At 73.8% G+C, this 19,558-nt stretch carries 17 protein-coding genes; 14 read left to right on the forward strand and 3 right to left on the reverse strand.

Translation table 11 applies throughout. From position 1 onward, the window contains the following. The first annotated feature begins 33 nt into the window (after nt 1-33). Nucleotides 34-393 carry a GNAT family N-acetyltransferase gene (locus C9F11_RS34430; protein WP_138963107.1) on the forward strand — a complete coding sequence of 120 codons (360 nt, stop codon included), beginning with the start codon at nt 34-36 and terminating at the stop codon, nt 391-393. Further along, nucleotides 387-1,043, forward strand: coding sequence for an aspartate/glutamate racemase family protein (locus C9F11_RS34435; RefSeq protein ID WP_249401995.1), 657 nt, complete (start codon nt 387-389; stop codon nt 1,041-1,043). Before C9F11_RS34430 ends, C9F11_RS34435 begins: the two co-directional genes overlap by 7 nt. 392 nt (nt 1,044-1,435) lie before the next feature. Here C9F11_RS34435 and gndA read toward each other — a convergent pair whose 3' ends face one another. After that, nucleotides 1,436-2,875: an NADP-dependent phosphogluconate dehydrogenase gene (gndA, locus tag C9F11_RS34445; RefSeq protein ID WP_138963111.1), complete on the reverse strand. Its 1,440-nt coding sequence runs from the start codon at nt 2,873-2,875 to the stop codon at nt 1,436-1,438. 173 nt (nt 2,876-3,048) lie between these two features. On the opposite strand from gndA, the gene C9F11_RS34450 reads away from it, so the two are divergent. After that, nucleotides 3,049-4,020 carry an acetylxylan esterase gene (locus C9F11_RS34450; RefSeq protein WP_138963113.1) on the forward strand — a complete coding sequence of 324 codons (972 nt, stop codon included), beginning with the start codon at nt 3,049-3,051 and terminating at the stop codon, nt 4,018-4,020. Between the two features lie 120 nt (nt 4,021-4,140). Beyond that, complete coding sequence (locus tag C9F11_RS34455) at nt 4,141-5,454, forward strand: transglycosylase family protein (protein ID WP_138963115.1); 1,314 nt, start codon at nt 4,141-4,143, stop codon at nt 5,452-5,454. 72 nt (nt 5,455-5,526) lie between these two features. Here the strand turns inward: C9F11_RS34455 and C9F11_RS34460 are convergent, their stop codons facing one another. Then, nucleotides 5,527-6,708 (reverse strand): DMT family transporter, encoded by a 1,182-nt coding sequence (locus tag C9F11_RS34460; protein ID WP_138963117.1) that lies wholly within the window; start codon nt 6,706-6,708, stop codon nt 5,527-5,529. 239 nt (nt 6,709-6,947) lie between these two features. On the opposite strand from C9F11_RS34460, the gene C9F11_RS34465 reads away from it, so the two are divergent. From C9F11_RS34465 to C9F11_RS34505, 9 genes are all read left to right on the forward strand, one after another. Next, complete coding sequence (locus C9F11_RS34465; RefSeq protein ID WP_171075921.1) at nt 6,948-7,697, forward strand: (2Fe-2S)-binding protein; 750 nt, start codon at nt 6,948-6,950, stop codon at nt 7,695-7,697. Between the two features lie 37 nt (nt 7,698-7,734). Continuing rightward, entirely contained in the window at nt 7,735-8,916 is a 1,182-nt protein-coding gene (gene glgA, locus C9F11_RS34470) for a glycogen synthase (protein WP_138963119.1), read from the forward strand. Nucleotides 8,917-8,996: 80 nt separating this feature from the next. After that, a complete protein-coding gene (glgC, locus tag C9F11_RS34475; protein ID WP_138963121.1) occupies nt 8,997-10,217 on the forward strand; it encodes a glucose-1-phosphate adenylyltransferase in 1,221 nt (406 codons plus the stop codon). A gap of 204 nt (nt 10,218-10,421) precedes the next feature. After that, nucleotides 10,422-11,432: a Gfo/Idh/MocA family oxidoreductase gene (locus C9F11_RS34480; protein WP_249401996.1), complete on the forward strand. Its 1,011-nt coding sequence runs from the start codon at nt 10,422-10,424 to the stop codon at nt 11,430-11,432. Continuing rightward, on the forward strand, nt 11,429-12,442 hold the full coding sequence (locus C9F11_RS34485; RefSeq protein ID WP_249401997.1) for a Gfo/Idh/MocA family oxidoreductase: 1,014 nt from the start codon (nt 11,429-11,431) through the stop codon (nt 12,440-12,442). The genes C9F11_RS34480 and C9F11_RS34485 overlap by 4 nt, the downstream gene beginning before the upstream one ends. A gap of 85 nt (nt 12,443-12,527) precedes the next feature. Next, the gene (locus tag C9F11_RS34490) at nt 12,528-13,091 is read left to right on the forward strand and encodes an NAD(P)H-dependent oxidoreductase (protein WP_138963123.1); all 564 of its coding nucleotides are present in this window, start codon (nt 12,528-12,530) and stop codon (nt 13,089-13,091) included. 28 nt (nt 13,092-13,119) lie between these two features. Beyond that, a complete protein-coding gene (locus tag C9F11_RS34495) occupies nt 13,120-14,412 on the forward strand; it encodes a cytochrome P450 (RefSeq protein ID WP_138963125.1) in 1,293 nt (430 codons plus the stop codon). 283 nt (nt 14,413-14,695) lie between these two features. Next, the gene (locus C9F11_RS34500) at nt 14,696-15,394 is read left to right on the forward strand and encodes a class I SAM-dependent methyltransferase (protein ID WP_138963127.1); all 699 of its coding nucleotides are present in this window, start codon (nt 14,696-14,698) and stop codon (nt 15,392-15,394) included. A gap of 32 nt (nt 15,395-15,426) precedes the next feature. Continuing rightward, nucleotides 15,427-16,632 (forward strand): cytochrome P450, encoded by a 1,206-nt coding sequence (locus C9F11_RS34505; RefSeq protein WP_138963129.1) that lies wholly within the window; start codon nt 15,427-15,429, stop codon nt 16,630-16,632. A 54-nt stretch (nt 16,633-16,686) separates the two neighbouring features. On the opposite strand, the gene C9F11_RS34510 is transcribed toward C9F11_RS34505, so the two are convergent. Beyond that, the gene (locus C9F11_RS34510) at nt 16,687-17,922 is read right to left on the reverse strand and encodes an acyltransferase (RefSeq protein WP_138963131.1); all 1,236 of its coding nucleotides are present in this window, start codon (nt 17,920-17,922) and stop codon (nt 16,687-16,689) included. A gap of 412 nt (nt 17,923-18,334) precedes the next feature. Between C9F11_RS34510 and C9F11_RS34515 the strand changes: the two genes are divergently transcribed. Next, nucleotides 18,335-19,528, forward strand: coding sequence for a cytochrome P450 (locus tag C9F11_RS34515; RefSeq protein ID WP_138963133.1), 1,194 nt, complete (start codon nt 18,335-18,337; stop codon nt 19,526-19,528). Nucleotides 19,529-19,558 lie beyond the last annotated feature (30 nt).

Below are 19,558 nucleotides of genomic sequence, written 5' to 3' on the forward strand. Positions count from 1 at the left end.
GCGCCCGGCCGGGCGCGGCGAGGAGCAGCGGCGATGAGTGACACCGAGGCGGCCGGGCGGCCGTTCGGGATCCGGGACGACCGGGCGCGCGGCGTCCTGCTCGCCGAGGAGGATGGGCGCACGGTCGGACAGATCGTCTACTTCACCCTGGCCGCGCCCGAGCCCGCACTCGTGCCCGTGCACACCGAGGTGCCGCCCGCCCACGAGGGCCGCGGCATCGCGGGCGCCCTGGCCACGGAGCTGTACGCGCTCGCGGCCCGCGAGGGCCGCGCGGTCGTGCCGCTGTGCCCGTACGTCGCCAAGTGGGCGGAGCGCCATCAGGCCCCGGCGCCCGCCGCCGCGCTCGTCGAGGCCGCGCTCGCCAAGGTCCAGGAGGACCCGTCGACATGGTGACCCTCGCGCTGCTGCACACCTCGCCCGTCCACGTGCCGGTCTTCGACGCGCTGCGGGACGAGGACCACCCCGGCCTCGCGCTGCGCCACCTCGTGCACGAGGGGCTGCTCGACCGCGCCCGCCAGGAGGGCCCCGAGGCCGTCGCGGACCAGCTCGGAGCGGTCCTGGAGCGGGCCGTCGCCGACGGCGCGGGCGCCGTGCTGTGCACCTGCTCCACGATCGGCGGCGTCGCCGAGGCCCGCGCCGCCGCGCTCGGCGTGCCCGTGCTGCGCGTCGACCGGCCCATGGCGGCCGCCGCCGTCACGGCGGGCCCGGCGGTCACGGTCCTCGCCACGGTCGCCAGCACGCTGGCGCCCACCGTCGCCCTCCTGGCGGAGGAGGCCGAGCGGGCCGCGCGCCCCGTCGACGTACGCACCGTCGTGGTGGACGGCGCGTGGGAGCGCTTCGCGGCGGGTGACCAGGACGGGTACGTGAGCCTGATCGCCGCCGCTGTCGAGCGGGCGGCCGCCGACGGCGCGGACGTCGTCGTGCTCGCCCAGGCGTCGATGGCGGACGCCGCCGCGCGCTGTGCCGTGCGGGTGCCGGTCCTCGCGAGCCCGCGCCGCGGGCTGCGTGCGGCCGCCGTGCTGTGCGGGCGGGCGGACTCGTAGGTCCTGTCCGACAGGCCCGTCGGATGGGCCCGTCCGATGGGAACGCGTCCGCCGCCGGGACGCGTGGACTCGGCGCGCGGGGGCACGCGAGGCGGGAGAGAGTGGAACCGGCCGACGCGCCTTCGCACCGCGGGGGCCGGCCGCCCCGCGCTCGCACGAGACGTACGGGAGGAACCATGACCAGCCCGTTCCCCGACCCCGTTCCGCCGGGGCCCACGCCCGGCCCGCGGCCGGACCCGGTGCCCGCGCCCCCGCCCGACCCGGGGCCCGCCCCAGGCCCGGTGCCCGTGCCGCAGCCCCCGCCGTCCCCGGTGCCGAAGCCGCCGGGCCCGGACCCCGTGCCGGAGCCGGACCCGACGCCCGGGCCGATGAGCCGGACGCGCCGGTAGGCGCTACGCCTCGACCTCCGAGCGGTCGCCGCCCCACAGCGTGTGGAACGAGCCCTCGCGGTCCGTCCGGCGGTAGGTGTGCGCGCCGAAGTAGTCCCGCTGGCCCTGCGTGAGCGCGGCGGGCAGCCGCTCCGCGCGCAGCGCGTCGTAGTAGGCGAGGGCGGCGGCGAAGCCCGGCGCGGGCACGCCCTGCGTGGTCGCGGCGACCAGCACGGCGCGCCAGTCGTCCTGCGCCGCGCCGATCTCGCGCGCGAAGCCCTCGTCGGCGAGGAGGCTCGGCAGGTCGGCGCGCGCGTCGTACGCGGCGCGGATGCGGTCGAGGAACGCCGCCCGGATGATGCAGCCGCCGCGCCAGATCGAGGCGACCGCGCCCAGGTCGATGTCCCAGCCGTACTCCGCGCTGCCCGCCGCGATCTCGTGGAAGCCCTGCGTGTACGACACGATCTTCGAGGCGTACAGCGCCTGCTCGACGCGGTCGGCGAAGGCCGCCGCCTCCTCCTCGGACAGCGGTGCGGCGGCCGGGCCCGCGAGGCCGCGCGAGGCGGCGCGCAGGTCCGTGTGCCCCGACACGGAGCGGGCGAACACCGCCTCCGCGATGCCCGACACCGGTACGCCCAGGTCGAGCGCGATCTGCACGGTCCAGCGGCCGGTGCCCTTCTGCTCGGCCTGGTCCGCCACGACGTCCACGAACGGCTTGCCCGTCGCGGCGTCCACGTGCGCCAGGACCTCGGCGGTGATCTCGATCAGATAGGAGTCGAGCCGCCCCTGGTTCCAGGTGCGGAAGATGTCGGCGATCTCGGCGGGGGAGTAGCCCGCGACCTCGCGGAGCAGCTGGTACGCCTCGGCGATCAGCTGCATGTCCGCGTACTCGATGCCGTTGTGCACCATCTTCACGAAGTGGCCCGCGCCGTCCGGGCCGATGTGCGCCGTGCAGGGGCTGCCGTCGGCGGCCTTCGCGGAGATCTTCTCCAGCATCGGGCCGAGCGCCGTGTACGACTCCGCGGAGCCGCCGGGCATGATGCTCGGGCCGTTGAGCGCGCCCTCCTCGCCGCCGGAGACGCCGGTGCCGACGAAGTGGATGCCGAACTCGCGCAGTTCGCGCTCGCGGCGGCGGGTGTCCGCGAAGTGCGCGTTGCCGCCGTCCACGATCATGTCGCCCGGTTCGAGCAGCGGCGCGAACTCCTTGATGACGGCGTCCGTCGGCTCGCCCGCCTTCACCATGACGACGAGACGGCGGGGGCGTTCGAGCGCCGCGACGAAGTCCTTCGCGGTCTCCGTGTAGACGAACTCCCCCTCGTCGCCGAACTCGTCGACGAGCGCGCGGGCCTTGGCCGCGGTGCGGTTGTGCACGGCGACCGTGAAGCCGTTGCGGGCGAAGTTCCGGGCGAGGTTGCGCCCCATCACCGCGAGACCCGTGACGCCGATCTGCGCTGAACTGCTCATGTGCTAGCTCCTGGGTTCCTGGAAATCCGACGTACCGCGACCGCCCGGCACACCGTCTGACCTGCCGGACACGCCATGGGTGACGCATGTGTCGTAGGTAACGCGTCCGCCCGTCAGTATCACTCCGCGGCGTACCGTGACCTTGGACACCGTGCCCGAAGGAGGAGCCGCCCGTGCCGCATTTCGACCTGCCGCTCGACCAACTGCGTCAGTACCGCCCGGACCTGCCGGAACCCGAGGACTTCGACGCCTTCTGGGAGAAGACCCTCGCGAGCGCCCGGGAACACGACCTGGACGCCCGGTTCGAGCCCGTGGACACGCCGCTCGCCTCGGTCGACGTCTTCGACGTGACCTTCGCGGGCTTCGGCGGACACCCCGTGAAGGGCTGGCTGCTCCTGCCGGCCGGGGCGCGCGAGCCGCTGCCCGCCGTGGTCGAGTACATCGGGTACGGCGGCGGGCGCGGTCTGCCGCACGAGCGGCTGCTGTGGTCGGCGGCCGGGTTCGCGCACTTCATCATGGACACGCGCGGCCAGGGCAGCGGCGGTTCGGTGGGCGACACCCCCGACCCCGTGGGGAGTGCCCCGGCGTATCCGGGCTTCCTGACGCGCGGGGTCGAGGACCCGCACGCGTACTACTACCGCCGGGTCTTCACCGATGCCGTACGCGCCGTCGAGGCGGTGCGCGCGCATCCGCTGGTGGACGCCGCGCGCGTGGCCGCGGTCGGCGACAGCCAGGGCGGCGGCATCACGCTCGCCGTCGGCGGGCTCGTCCCGGACCTCGCGGCGATCTCCCCGAACGTGCCGTTCCTGTGCGACTTCCCGCGCGCGGCGACGCTCACCGCCCGGCCGCCGTACCGGGAGATCGGCCTCTATCTGCGGGCGCGCCGGGGGAGCGAGGACCAGGTGTTCCGCACGCTCGCGTACTTCGACGGCGTGCACTTCGCGGCGCGCGGCCGGGCGCCCGCGCTGTTCTCGGCCGCCCTGGAGGACGAGACGTGCCCGCCGTCGACGGTCTTCGCCGCCTTCAACGCCTACACGGGCAGCGAGCGGTCGATGGAGGTCTACCGCTTCAACGACCACGAGGGCGGGGGCGTCTTCTTCCACGATGTGCAACTCCGGTGGCTTCCGGGGCATATGGGGAACTGACCAGTTCAACGCCCTCTCGGCGCCGCACTCTTGTCACACCGACGGCGGACCGGCTAGCTTGCGCCCTGTCCTGTGGCTGACGTGTGACCTTGCGTACAACGCGTGTCTGAGGGGGCTTCCATGGCCTTACGAGGCCGGCACCGCCGGTACCAGCCGAGCCGGATCAACCGTGCCTCGCTCACCGTCACGGCGAGCGGCGCGGGCATCGCCCTGCCCCTGGTGACCGCCGGCACGGGCCACGCGGCGGACGTCGACACCTGGAACAAGGTCGCCGCCTGCGAGTCCACGAACAACTGGAGCATCAACACGGGCAACGGCTTCTACGGCGGCCTGCAGTTCACCCAGTCCACCTGGGAGGCCTACGGCGGCACGGCCTACGCGCCGCGCGCCGACCTCGCCACCAGGGACCAGCAGATCGCCGTGGCCGAGAAGGTCCTCGACGGGCAGGGCCCCGGCGCCTGGCCCGTGTGCTCGGTGCGGGCGGGCCTGACGCGGGGCGGCGACACCCCGGACGTCAAGCCCGCCACGGCGCCCGAGAAGCGCACGAGCACGGCGAACGACGCCAAGACCGACGGCGGGCGCACGGCGCCGAAGCCGCCCCGGCGCACCGTCGAGGACGTCAAGCCCGAGGTGACCCCGCAGTCCGCGGCGGGCACCGCCCGGATGTACACGGTCGTGCACGGCGACACCCTCTCCGGCATCGCGGGCGAGCGCCACGTCCGGGGCGGCTGGCCGCAGCTGTACCAGAACAACCGCCGCACCATCGGCGACGATCCGGACCTCATCACGCCGGGCCAGCGGCTCTCGCTGCGCGGCGCGGACGGCAAGGAGAAGCGGCCCGCGCGCCCGCCCGAGCGCAGGAAGCCGCCGGAGGGCAAGGAGCGGCCCGCGCGCGCCCCCGAGAAGCAGCGCGCGCACCCGCAGCCCAAGCCCCCCAAACAGCAGGAGCGGAAGCAGGCCAGGCCCGCGCCGAAGCGGGACACGGCACCGGCGCCGCGGCCGAAGGCCAAACCGGCGACCTCGGCGCAGTCGGGGGCCACGGTGCCCGTCGCCGCGTCGATCGGCACGCCCTACCGCGCGTCCGGCAGCTCCTGGTCGAAGGGCTACCACACGGGCGTCGACTTCCCCGTGCCCACGGGCACTTCGGTGCAGGCCGTCGCCGCGGGCACGGTCGTGGAGTCCGGCTGGGGCGGCTCCTACGGCTACCAGGTCGTCATCCGCCACACCGACGGCAAGTACTCGCAGTACGGGCACATGTCGGCGCTCTCGGTGAAGGCCGGGCAGCGGGTCGTGCCGGGCCAGCGCATCGGCCGCTCCGGTTCGACCGGCAACAGTTCGGGCCCGCATCTGCACTTCGAGATCCGCACGGGCCCCGGTTTCGGTTCGGACGTCGACCCGCTGGCGTATCTGCGGGCGCGCGGCGTCCGCATCTGAGCCGGCCACGGGACGGACGCGCACGGGCCCCAGGTCCCTGAAGGAGACCTGGGGCCCGCGCACGCGTGCTTGTCACGCGTGCCCTGCCCTGGCGTCCGCGCGCGGGAACGTCTGCAGCACGGGCTGCAAGGGCAGGCCCGCGAGCCCGGTGAGGCCCTCGGGCAGGAACGACTGCTCCGGCGCGGTCTGTTCGCCCGGCCGGGGCCGTGTGCCCGCGTCGGCCCCGGGCCGCTCGTCGTGGTCCGGCACGCGCTGCTCGGTGACCGTGGCGGCCTGCTCCGGCGGCGCGGTCGCGGGGAGGGCACGTGTCACCGGTCCGGCGGGCAGCTCGGCGCGGGGCGCGGCCGGTGCGGCGTCGTCGCGCGCCGGGGCCGACGGGTCGCCCGCCGGGGCCGACGAGGAGCCCGCGGTCGTCGTCGCCTCGGCCCCGATGCGCTCCGTGGTCAGCAGGATCAGCCCGCCCGCGGCGACGACACCGCAGGTCAGCGCCACCGCCGTACCCATGGCTCCATAGCGGAAGGATTCTCCGAACAGGGTGAGGCCGACCGCGGCCGCTATCACCGGGTTCACCACCGTCACCGTGGACAGCGGCGCCGCGAGGCCCGCGCCCCGGTAGGAGGCCTGCGACAGGAGCAGTCCGGCCACCGCGAGCACCGCGATCACGGCGAGGCTGGGCACCTGCCGGGTCAGCGGCTCGTGGGCGTCCCAGTCCACCGCGACCGTCTTCGTGAACACCGAGGAGATGCCGAAGGCGATGCCCGCCGCCGTGGCGAGCAGGACGCTGCGCACCGCCGGGTGCCGGTGCGCCGCGTGCGCGAGGAGCATCAGGCAGACCACGGCCCCGCCGGTGCCGAGCGCCAGCACGACGCGCTCCGCGTCGGCCAGGGACCGGGAGTCGGCGGCCTGCGTCAGCGAGAGCAGGCCCGCGAGGCCCAGCGTCGCCATGAGCGCGCCGCGCCAGGCGGTGGCCCCGGCCCTGCGGCGCACGAACAGCGCCGCCATCGGCAGGGCGAACACGATCGTCAGGGCGCCCAGGGGCTGCACCAGGCTGAGCGGCCCGTAGGCGAGCGCCACGACGTGCAGCAGCCCGCCGAGGCCGTTCAGGACCACCGCGACCCACCACGCGCCGCGGCGCAGCGGCGCGTACTCGTGCTGCGAGGCCTTCGCGGCCACCCGCTCCTGGAGGATCGCCCCGCCCGCGTACGCCACGGCGGAGACGAGGGAGAGCAGGACGGACAGCGCGAGGGCACTCATGAGGCGCTCCGCGGGGGAAGGCAGCGCCGGTCGTTCCGGTACGTGTCGTGCCCTGACGTCCGGTGCGTCCGGTGCTGCGTGCGGTCGGCTTCCATGTTCACCACAATGTCGCGCGGAGCGCGGCAAGTCGTCGTCCCTGAGCAGTCAATCCGTCCTACTACCGATGGAGTACGACCTCCCGTATGTCCTCCCCAGGTCTGGTTACCCACGGGGCCGGGGGCTTCTGATGTACTGCTGCGGTGACAGCTCGCAGCCCTGACATCGCCTGGGACGTGGTCGGATCCGTCGGCGGCTTCTTCGCCCTGCGGACGGGGGAGCCGCCGGAGCGGACACTCCCCATGGTCGCACGCGTGTACGAGATCGGCAGGGGAGTCACGGAGGGTGACCCGCTGTCCTTCCGCGTCACCAAGGTCGCCGCCCGGCTCGCCGCTCCCGAACCCCGCGTCGCGGCCTCCATCGCCCACCTCGGCCTCGCCGCCCGCCTGTGGTCCCTCGCGCTCGGCCCGGCCGCCCTGTACGGACGCGTGCCCGACCTCGACCCGCGACGGCTGCGCTGGGACGCCGACGGCAGCTCCCCGGACGACCTGTGGCTCAGCGGCGACCGCACGTTCCCGGCCGACGCCGCGCGCCTGCGGGAGGTCGTCGTCGACGGCCACCTCGCGCCGCTCGCGGACGCCCTGCGCGCCCGCTACCGGATCTCCCCGGCGCTCCTGCGCGGCAACGCGGGCTCGGCCCTCGCGGGCGCCGCCCGCGAACTGCACGCCTGGGCGGAGCGCACCGGCCGCCCCGACGCGGGGCGGCGCGCGCTCGCCCTGGCCGCCGAACTCTTCGCCGACCCGGAGCTGCGCGCCACCGGCACCCTGGACGGCACCGCGTTCCGGCGCCGCAGCTGCTGTCTGTACTACCGCTGCCCGAACGGCGGCCTGTGCGGCGACTGCTGCTTCGACCGGCCGCCGCAGCGGTCTTCCCTCGGGACGCCCGCTGGGTGACCATGAGGGGGCCGGCCGACGACGGGGGGCTCCGCTCGTGAAAGTGGGACTGCTCACCCGCGAGTACCCGCCGGACGTCTACGGCGGCGCGGGTGTCCACGTCGAGTTCCTCGCCCGTGAGCTGCGCGCCCTGACCGACCTCGACGTCCACTGCTGGGGCACCGACGCCGACCGCGGCGCCGACGAGGCCGTGCGCCACCGCGCGTGGAGCGCCCTCGACACCGCCAACGACGCGCTGCGCACCCTCTCCGTCGACCTCACCATGGCGGCCGCGCTCGGCGGCCGCGACCTCGTCCACACCCACACCTGGTACGCCAACCTCGCCGGCCACGTCGGCAAGCTCCTGCACGGCATCCCGCACGTCCTGACCTCGCACTCGCTGGAGCCGCTGCGCCCCTGGAAGGCCGAGCAACTGGGCGGCGGGTACGCCGTGTCGAGCTGGGCGGAGCGCACCGCCGTCGAGGCCGCCGACGCCGTCATCGCCGTGTCCGGGGCCATGCGCGAGGACATCCTCGCCTGCTACCCGGCCGTCGACCCGGCGAAGGTGCGCGTCGTCCACAACGGCATCGACACCGAGCTGTACCGCCCCGACCCGGGCACCAGCGCCCTCGTCCGGCACGGCGTCGACCCCGGCCGCCCCTACGTCCTGTTCGTCGGCCGCATCACGCGCCAGAAGGGCGTGCCCCATCTGCTGCGCGCGGCCCGGCAGCTGGAGCCCGGCGTCCAGCTGGTGCTGTGCGCGGGCGCGCCCGACACCCCGGAGATCGACCGGGAGTTCCGCACCCTGTTCGAGGAGCTGAGCCGCGCCCGCGACGGCGTCCACTGGATCCCGCGCATGCTGCCGCGCCCCGAGGTCGTCCAACTCCTCAGCCACGCGGCGGTGTTCGTGTGCCCCTCGGTGTACGAACCGCTCGGCATCGTCAATCTGGAAGCCATGGCCTGCGGCACGGCCGTCGTCGCCTCGCGCGTCGGCGGCATCCCGGAGGTCGTCGCGGACGGCACGACCGGACTCCTCGTGCCTTACGACCGGCACGACGAGGAGCGCTTCGAGCACGACCTCGGCCTGCTCCTGAACCATCTGTCCGCCGACCCGCGCCGCGCGGCGGCCATGGGCGCGGCCGGACGCTACCGGGCCCGCCGCGAGTTCGGCTGGGACGCGGTGGCACGGCGCACGGTCGAGGTGTACGAGGACGTACTCGGCGTAGTCAAGGCAACGTAGAGGGGCACACGGACGCCAGGGGCGCACCCGCGCCCCGCGGAGCGGCGGTCCGGACCCACAGGGCGGCAGAGGGGGCGGCGATGCGCGGCGGGCCTTCGGTGCTTGGGATCGTCCTCGCGGGCGGCGCGGGCAAGCGGCTGATGCCGCTCACCGCCGACCGCGCGAAACCGGCGGTGACCTTCGGGGGCACCTACCGCCTCGTCGACTTCGTGCTCTCCAACCTCGTCAACGGCGACATCACGCGCATCTGCGTCCTCACGCAGTACAAGTCGCACTCCCTGGACCGGCACGTGTCCACCACCTGGCGCATGTCGAGCCTGCTCGGCAACTACGTCACGCCCGTCCCCGCCCAGCAGCGCCTCGGGCCCCGCTGGTACCTGGGCAGCGCGGACGCGATCCTGCAGTCCCTGAACCTCGTCCACGACGAACAGCCCCACCACGTCGCGGTGTTCGGCGCCGACCACGTGTACCGCATGGACCCCCGGCAGATGCTGGAGCAGCACGTCGAGTCCGGCGCGGGCGTCACCGTCGCCGGGATCCGGGTGCCGCGCGCGGAGGCCCGGCAGTTCGGCGTCATCACCCCGGCGCGCGACGGCACGCTCGTGGAGCGCTTCCTGGAGAAGCCGCAGGACCCGCCGGGACTCCCGGGCGCCCCGCACCAGGTGTACGCCTCCATGGGCAACTACGTCTTCACCACCAAGGCCCTCGTGGACGCCCTGCGGCAGGACGCCGAGGACGAGGACTCGGCGCACGACATGGGCGGCTCCATCCTGCCCATGCTCACCGAACGCGGCCTCGCCCAGGTCTACGACTTCGACGGCAACCACGTGCCGGGGGAGACCGCCCGTGACCACGGCTACTGGCGTGACGTCGGCACCCTCGACGCCTACTACGAGGCGCACATGGACCTGATCTCCGACCAGCCCGTGTTCAACCTCGACAACCGCTCCTGGCCCATCTACACCCACCCCGGGCAGCTCCCGCCCGCCAAGTTCTGCGCGGGCGGCATCGCGGGGGAGTCCGTCGTCAGCCCCGGCTGCGTCATCCGCGGCCAGGTCACGCGGTCCGTCCTCTCGCCCGGCGTCACGGTCGAGGAGGGCGCGGTCGTCCAGGGCTCGGTCCTGCACGACAACGTCCGCGTCGGCCGGGGCGCGGTGGTGCGCGGCGCCGTCCTGGACAAGAACGTGGACGTCCCGCCCGGCGCCACCATCGGCGTGAACCCCGAGCGGGACGCGGAGCTGTACACGGTCTCGCGGGCCGGGGTCATCGCCCTCGGCAAGGGACAGTGCGTACCGGAGTGAGCGGGCCCGGCGGCGGATCGCGCGGTGGGCCGGGCGGCGGCCCGGGCGGCGGACCGGGCGGAGACTACCCACGCTGGTGATGGTCCCGGCGGGCGGCGCGGGCGAGACTGGGCGCACTTCAGACCCGCGGCGCGTCGGCGGCCGTGCCGGGAGCGACGATGCCGGTCGGCCCGCCACGGCGGCACTCCACCCGAAGGACCTCACTTGACGGAAAGAAGAGCCGGTGACGCCGTGGGGCAGCTCGAGGTGGCCCTGATCGGCGCAGGCCTGATCGCCCGGCTGCACCTCGACGCCTGGATCCGCACGGGGGCGTCCGTCCGCGTCCACTCCCAGGACGGCCGCGCCCCGGACCTGGCACGCGAGTTCGGCGCGCGGGCCGTCGACACCCTGGACGAGGCGCTCGACGGCGCGGACGTCGTGGACATCTGCTCCCCGACGAACAGCCACCACGGGATCGCCATGGCCGCCATCGCCGCGGGCGTCGGCGTGGTCTGCGAGAAGCCCCTGGCCGCCGACGTCGAGGAGGCGGAGGAGATCGTCACCGCGGCCGCGCGCGCCGGGGTGCGGCTCTGCCCGACCCACAACGCGCGCTTCGCCCCGGCGTTCGCCCGGCTCCACGACCTGGTCGCGGCGGGCGAGCTCGGCGCGGGCGCCGTCGCCCGGTTCGACGTCGCCGGATACCACCCGCGGCCCTGGACCGGCCACGCCTCCGCGCGGTCGGGCGGAATCCTCACCGACCAGATGCTGCACGGCGTCGACATCGCCCACTGGATCTTCGGGGACGTCGTCCGGGTGCACGCCCACTACCAGGGCGAGATCGCCGCACCGGCCCCCGAGGGCGCCTTCGCGGTCGGCACCGCCGTCCTCACCCACGCGAGCGGCGCCCTCAGCCGGGTCGTCAGCCGGTGGACCGCCACGCCGCAGCCGCCCATCCGCGTCGCCTACCACGTCTCGGGCACGGGCGGCACGGCGCTCCACGACTCCGAATGGCCCCAGGAGATCAAGGTGTTCGGCGGCGACGCCGCGGCCTTCGGCGCGCACGGCGATTCCCCGTTCCTCGCCGAGATCCGCGAGTTCTCCCAGGCGTTCCTGGGCGGCCCCGAGCCCCGCCTCGGCCCCGGGGACGCGCTGGCCGCCGTCCGCGTCACCCAGGCCGCCGCCGAATCCGCCTTCACGGGCCGGGCCGTGGACCTGCCCGTGAAAGAGGCCGCATGAAGCGCGAAGGAGGCCGCATGAAGGTCGCCGTCCTGTCGTTCGCCCACGAGCGCGCCGCGACGTACGCCCGGCTGCTGCGCGCGACCCCCGGCGTCGACCTGCTCGTCGCGGACCCCGAAGGGCCGCCGGACGACCCGGCCCGGGGCCCGGCCGCCGCCCGGCGGCTCGACGCGGCGTACGCGGGCAGCTGGGACAAGGCCTTCGCCTTGCGCCCCGACGCCGTGGTCGTCACGAGCGAGGTCGCCCGCCGCCGGGAACTGGTCGAGCGGGCCGCCGAGATCGGCGCCCACGTCCTGTGCGAACAGCCCCTGGCGGCCACCGACGCCGACGCCGACGCCATGGCGCGCGCCTGCGCGGACGCCGGGGTGCGCCTCGCCGTCGCCGCACCGGCCTGCTGCGGCCCGGCGTTCGCCGCCGTGCGCCGACAGCTAGCCGACGGCGCGGCCGTCGGAGCGCTCACCACCGTCCACGGGGCGTACCACGGCCCCGCCGCACAGGAGGCGGGCGGCGCCCTGCGCACCCACGCGGCCGTCCTGCTCGACCTCGTGGACACGGTGCTCGACGGCATCCCCGCGACGCAGGTCTACGCCCAGTCGAACAGCGTCCTCAGCGGCGACCCGGACGTCGAGAGCGCGGCCCTGCTCACCGTGCGCTACGCGGACGGGACGGTCGCGGCCCTCGACGGCAGCTGGAGCCCGCCGGCGGACCCGGCGGGCGCCGGGCCCACGCTGACCTTCGTCGGCGAACGGGGCAGCGTCGAGTTCACCGCCCGCCCGAAGCTGCTCGGCGGGTTCGACTCCGCCACGGGCCGCGAACGGTGGACCACGGGCGGGGCCGACCCCTGCGCGGCCGTGCTCGACGCCTTCGTCGCCTCGCTCGGCACGGGCCACTGGGCCGGTCCCGACGGCGCGACCGGCGTGCGTACCCTGCGGGTGATCCGGGCAGCCTACGAGTCGGCGCGCACGGGCCGGCCCGTCGACGTGGCCGTCCCCGAGCCCGCCCGGCCGTAGCGGACCCGCTCGGTACCTTCAACCTCGGCGAAGGGGTGAGGGGCGCACACGCCCCGCACCCCTTCGCCGCGACAGGGAGACGCGCATGACAAGGATCGGGATCATCCTCGGCACCACCCGGCCCGGCCGCGTCGGACCCCAGGTCGCCCAGTGGGTCGAGAAGGCCGCCCGCACCCACGGCGAGGCGGACTTCGAACTCGTCGACCTCGCCGACTACGACCTGCCGCTCTTCGACGAGCCGCGGTCCCCGCGCATGGGTGACTACGAGCACGCCCACACCCGCGCCTGGAGCAGCAAGATCGCCGAGCTCGACGGGTTCGTCTTCGTCACCCCCGAGTACAACTGGTCGATCCCGGCCGCGCTCAAGAACGCCATCGACTTCGTCTACAACGAGTGGAACGACAAGGCGGCCGGTTTCGTCGGCTACGGCGCGAGCGCCAACGGCGTCCGGGCCGTCGAGCACCTGCGCACCATCGCCGCGGCCGTCCAGCTCTCACCCGTGTACACGCAGGTCAACCTGTCGCTCCTGACCGACTTCGAGCAGTACGAGACCTTCACCCCCGCCGAACGCCACGACGCCGTGCTCCAGCGGATGCTCACCGAACTGATCACCCGGACCCATACGCTCGCGCCCCTTCGCCGGGCGTGAACCACCGCACGCGCAAGGAGGACCACCGATGAGCACGCCGACCGCGGAGCCCGCCACCGAGCCCACCCCGCCCGACGACAGCACCCCTTCCGTCTACCGCTTGCCCTTTCCGCCCGGCTTCACCGAACGCGGCAGCTGCCCCTTCGACCCGCCGCCCCTGCTCCGCGACCACCACGACCAGGGCGAGGTGCGGGAGATCGCCCTGACCGACGGCGGGACCGGCTGGCTCGTCACCGGGTACGAGGAGAGCCGCAAGCTGCTCACCGACCCCCGGCTCAGCTCCGACCGGCTGCGCAACCCGCTCGTCGTGAAGCTGCCGGAGGAGCTGCGCGCCCAGCTCATGGCCGACGAGGCGGTCGCGGGCAACTTCATCGCCCTGGACCCGCCCGACCACACCCGCTACCGCAGGCTGCTGACCCGGGAGTTCACGCTGCGCCGGGTGCGCGGCCTCGAACCGCGCATCCTGGAGATCGTCACCGAGCGCATCGACGCGATGCTCGCCGGGGGGAACAGCGCCGACCTCGTGAAGGACTTCGCCCTCGCGGTGCCGTCCCTGGTGATCTGCGAACTGCTCGGAGTCGCCTACGAGGAGCGCGGGGAGTTCCAGGCCCGCACCGAGGAACTGCTCAACCTGGACATCCCGTTCGAGAAACAGCTCGCCGCCCTCGACGAACTGCGGAAGTTCATCCTCGGCCAGGTGCGCCGCAAGCGCGCGACCCCCACCGACGACATGCTGTCCGGGCTCATCCACTCCGACACCGAACCGGCACTCACCGACGAGGAAGTCGTCGGCATGGCCAACCTGCTGCTCGTCGGCGGCCACGAGACGACCGCGAACATGCTGTCCCTCGGCACCTTCGCCCTCCTCGAACACCCCGAACAGCTCAGGGCCCTGCGCGCGCACCCCGACCTCATGGACGGGGCCGTCGAGGAACTGCTGCGCTATCTGTCCATCGTCCACCACGGCCTGCTGCGCACCACCACCGAGGACGTCGAGGTGGGGGGCCGGACCATCCCGGCGGAATCCCTGGTCATCATCTCGGTGTCCGAGGCGAACCGGGACCCGCGCCACTACGACACCCCGGCCGCCCTCGACGTGAGCCGCCCGCGCCGCACCCATCTCGCCTTCGGCCACGGCATCCACCAGTGCATCGGCCAGCAGCTGGCCCGCAGCGAGATGACCATCGCCTTCCCCGAACTCCTGCGGCGCCTGCCCGGACTGCGCCTGGCCGTCCCGGCCCACGAGGTGCCGCTGCGCGAGAAGATGGCCGTCTACGGCCTGCACAGCCTGCCCGTGACCTGGGACGCCCCCGGCGCGTAGCCGCCCCCGAAAGGCTCGTAGCCGCCGTCGGAAAAGGGAGACCGGCCCGGCGCACGCACACGCCTCGAAATACGGCATACGTAAATGCCGTACGGATACGCGCTATTCACCTGCGGAATTCCGCCGCCGCCGAGCGCGGCCGAACGCGGCCGAGCGCAGCCGAATTCCAGCGCATTCCCGCGCGGCGGGGAAACTTACCAGGTTGAGGGGTGCTCACTCGGGCCACCGCTGCCTCACCCTGGGAGACGTCACCAGCCCATCGTCGACCACAGGGACGGACCGGATGACCGACGACAACGCATACCAGCACTTCGACGCGACCACCCTGGACTACGAACGGGCGTACCGGACCAGCTCCCTGGTGGAAGGCGTGGTGCTGGAGCGGATGCCCTGGGACATCGGCGGACCGCAGCCCGTCCTGGTGGAACTGGAGCGGGCGGGCCGCGTCTTCGGCGACGTCCTCGACATCGGCAGCGGCGTCGGTGACAACGCCATCCACCTGGCCCAGTGCGGCTATCGCGTGACCGGCCTGGACGTCGCGCCCACCGCGGTCGAGAAGGCCCGGGCCCGCGCCGCCGAGAAGGGCGCCGAGGTCACCTTCGCCGTCGGCAACGCGACGAGCCTGGACGGCTACGACGACCAGTTCGACACCGTGACCAGCAGCCTGGTCTTCCACTGCTTCGGACCCCGGCAGCGCCGCGCGTACGCGGACGCCGTCGCACGGGTCCTGCGGCCCGGCGGGCGGCTGCTCCAGTGGTGCTCCCGCGGCGCCGCGGCCGGCCCCGAGCCGATCACCGAGGAGACCGTACGGGACGCCTTCAGCGGCCCCGGCTGGACCGTCACCACGCTGCGCGCCCAGCACCTGACGACGACCGTCCTCGACGAGCCCCTGCGCAAGGATTACGAAGGAGGGCAGCTCGACACCGACGACAGCGGCGCCACGCTGCTGCCGATCTGGCTCCTCGAAGCGACGCGCGACTGAGCGCGCCCGGACCCGCGCCCGAGGTGGCCGACATGACCGAAACGCCCGCCACGCCGACGGGCCTGCCCACCGCCCGCGCGGGCGGCTGCCCGTTCGACCCGCCGCCCGGCCTCGCCGGGCTGCGCGACCGGGCCCCGCTGACCCGCATGGAGTTCCCCAACGGTCACGTCGGCTGGCTGGCCACCGGCCACGCGGTGGTGCGCGCGCTGCTCTCCGACCCGCGCTTCAGCCACCGCAACGACAGGAGGCACTGGCCCCTGGCCGACATCGGCCGGGGGTTCCCCCCGCTGCCCGGCGACATGCTCCACATCGACCCGCCGGACCACACGCGCTACCGCAAGCTCCTCGCGGGCAAGTTCACCATGCGCCGGATGCGCCGCCTCACCGGCAGCGCCAAGGAGATCGTCGCCGGGAAGCTCGACGCCATGGAGCGCCACGGCGGCCCCGTGGACCTGCTGGAGTTCTTCGCCCGCCCCGTCCCGACGCTGATGGTCTGCGCCCTGCTCGGCGTGCCGCCCCAGGACCGCGCCACCTTCCACCCGCCGGTACGGGGCACGGACGACGCCGCGGCCGTGGCGGAGGACGTCGCGGCGTACGTGGAGATGACGTACGCCGACATGCAGGAGTACTTCCGCGAGCTGGTGGCGGCCAAGCGTGCCGCGCCCACCGACGACCTGCTGAGCGAGCTCACCACGTCCGACCTCACCGAGGACGAACTGGTGGGCCTGTGCGCGGTGATGATGCACGCGGGCGTCGACTCGACCTCGAACATGCTGGCCCTCGGCACCTGGGCGCTGCTCGACCGCCCGGACCAGCTGGCGGCCCTGCGGGAGCGGCCGGACCTCGCGGGCGGCGCCGTCGAGGAACTGATGCGCTACATGAGCGTCGTGCACACCGGCTCCCGGGCGGCCCTGGAGGACGTCGAACTGGGCGGTGAGCTGGTCAGGGCCGGTGAGTCGGTGGCGTTCTCCGTCCAGGCCGCCAACCGCGACCCGGCCCGCTTCGGCGACCCGGACACCCTCGACATCCGGCGCGACGCGGTGGGGCACCTGGGGTTCGGGTACGGCGTGCACCAGTGCCTGGGGATGCAGCTGGCGCGCGTCGAGATGCGCGTGGCCTTCCCCGCCCTGTTCGCCCGGTTCCCGGACCTGCGCCTCGCGGAGCCCGCAGGGGACATCCCGATGCGCGACGACCTGGTCATCCCCTACGGCGTGCACCGGCTGCCGGTCACCTGGTAGGCGGCTGCCGGAGCCCCGACCGCTGGGGCTCCGGCAGTGTCGTGTCAGGGGCCGTCAGGACCGCGACGTCAGACGGCCGAGGCCCTCCCGCAGCAGCCCCAGGCGCTCGGGCAGCTCCGCGTCCCCCTCGGGCCACGCCAGGTCGACCCCTATGCGGCCGTCGAAGGTGGTGGCCACATAGCCGCCGATGGCCGCGAACTCGCCCGGGGCCACCTTCCGGCGCGAGGAGGAGTGGAAGTTGGCCAGGAGCAGCCCGTCCGGCGACCGCAGGGGCGGCACGACACCCCAGTTCGACACGCTGACCACGGCGGGAGCCGGACCCGATGGCCGCGCCTTCGCGTGCGGCGCGGGCTGGGTGACCATGTCCAGGAGGCTGCGCTGGATGGACCCGTCGGCGAGGCCCGCCCGCAGCCGCTCGCCGAGGGCCCGGCCGAGGGCGACGGCACCGGGCCCGACGTCGTCGGCGGCCTTGAAGAGGCCGCCCCCGACGACGTTCGTCCCCTCGGTCGGGCCGACCGGGGGATCGAGGCGGTTGCGCAGGTTCACCGTGTACCGGAACAGCAGCTCGGCCACCGGCAGGCCCCGGACCTCGGCCTCGACGAGCAGGACGGCCCCCGAGAGCAAGCCGTTGAGCGTCACCCCCTCGCGATGGCCGAGCTCCGCGAGCGCCTTCGTCTCGGCCGCGGTCAGGCGGTGCTGCACCACGTGCCGGACCATCGGCACCCGCGCGGACGCGGGCAGCTCCGTCACCGTCCTGAGCGGCGCCGCGTCCCCGGCGCCGGACGCGGCCCGGTGGATGCCGCGCTCGGCCAGCAGGTCTTCCAGGGACCGGGGGTACGGCCGGCGCGGCAGGTCCACGGGCACGCCCCGGACGACGTCGGTGTAGCAGGCCCACAGGGCCGCGAGCAGTTCGATGGAGTGGTGGGCGTCGGCGATGCTGTGGTGGGTCAGCAGCGTCACGCTCGCCTCGGCGCCGTCGCGCACCACGTTGAGCGCGCTCAGCATTCGGTACTCGTCCAGCTCCACACCGGTCAGCGGGTGGCCGGGGTCCCCCGCGCAGATCTGGACCTCGGGCGGGACCCCGGACGCCACGAAGACGAGCCCGCCGTCGTCGGCTTCGAGCCGGGCGGCGAGCTGCGGATGCGCGCGGCACACCGCCGCGTAGGCGGCCCGCAGCGCGTCCGGATCCAGTGGGCCGACGGTACGCACCGTGTAGCCCACGTACATCTCCACGTCGGCATAGATTTTCTCGGTGGGTGTCAGCGCACGCTGAATTGCGGCTGTCGTCATGAAGGAATGGCCTTTCCGCCGGCGCCCTGCGGATCCGCAGCCCGGTCATTTTTGCCCACCCGGTACGGCAGGGCCATCACCAACGCGGGTAGTCCTGCCGGGAGTCCCACGCGTCGACGGCCGCCCCGCCGACCCCGCCACCGTCCGACCGCCGGGGGCGCTTTCGCGCACGCACGACAACGAGCGGCGGACCGGGCCGACTTCACCCCCGGGGCCCTACCAGGTTGGGGGATTCCGCGCGGTCACTCCTCGACTAGCCTGGCCACAGAGATTCAAGCAGCGTGCGCGTGGTGCGCATCCCGTGTTCGCGGATATTCCGCTGCTTGGTCCACGACCCCGTGTTCGCGCCCGTCATACGAGCCTTTCGCGAGCCGCAGCGAATACAGGACATTACCCCGAGCGGGAGGATTCCATGAGCGACGCGATTTCCTATGAGGTGCCGTGGGAGCGGACCCATCGGTTCGATCCTCCCGCCGTGTTCGACGCGCTGCGCGCCGAGCGGCCGCTCGCCCGGATGACCTATCCCGACGGCCACGAGGGCTGGCTCGCCACCGGGCACGACGTGGTGCGCAAGGTCCTCGGCGACCCGCGGTTCAGCCACAGCACGGAGATCGGGCACTTCCCGGTGACCCACCAAGGGCAGCTGGTGCCCAACCACCCGAAGATACCCGGCATGTTCATCCACATGGACCCGCCCGACCACACGCGCTACCGGCGCCTGCTGACCGGGGAGTTCACCGTCCGCAGGGCGAGCCAGCTGACGGAGCGGGTGAAGGCGGTGGCCGCCGAGCAGGTCGCCGTCATGCGGGCGCACGGCGCGCCCGCCGACCTGGTGGAGACCTTCGCCAGGCCCCTGGTCCTGAGGGTGCTCGCCGAACTGGTCGGGCTGCCCTACGACGAACGCGAGCACTACGAGCACGCGCCGACGCTCCTGCACGACCCCGACGCGGATCCACAGGAGGTCGCCGCCGCCTTCGAGAAGGCGGGCTCCTTCTTCGTCGAGGTCATCGAGCGCAAGCGGAAGCAGCCCGGCGACGACCTCCTCAGCCGTCTGACCGCCGACGGGGAACTGACGACGGAAGAGCTGTGCAACATCGTCGTGCTGCTGCTGTTCGCGGGGTACGAGACCACGGAAAGCGCCCTGTCCGTCGGTGTTTTCGCACTTCTCCACCACGCGGAACAACTGGCTAAGCTCCGCAGTGACCCGACGCGCATCGACGCCGCCGTCGAGGAACTCCTGCGCTATCTCACCGTCAACCAGTACCACACCTACCGAACGGCCCTCGAAGACCTCGAACTGAACGGGGAGACGGTCAAGAAGGGCGACACCGTGACGGTGTCCCTGCCCGCGGCCAACCGCGACCCCGCCAAATTCACCTGCCCCGAGAAACTGGACATCGGCCGCGACACCGCGGGCCATGTCGCCTTCGGTTACGGAATCCACCAGTGCCTGGGCCAGAACCTGGCCCGCGTCGAACTGCGCGCCGGTCTCGCGGCCCTCCTCGGGGAGTTTCCCGGTCTGCGCCTCGCCGTCGCGACGGACGAGGTGCCGCTCCGGCTCAAGGGATCCGTCTTCGCCGTGAAGAGCCTTCCTGTCTCTTGGTGAGCCTTTCTCCCTCTCCGAAAGGAACCGCGG

Source organism: Streptomyces sp. YIM 121038, from assembly GCF_006088715.1.
GTDB lineage: Bacteria > Actinomycetota > Actinomycetes > Streptomycetales > Streptomycetaceae > Streptomyces.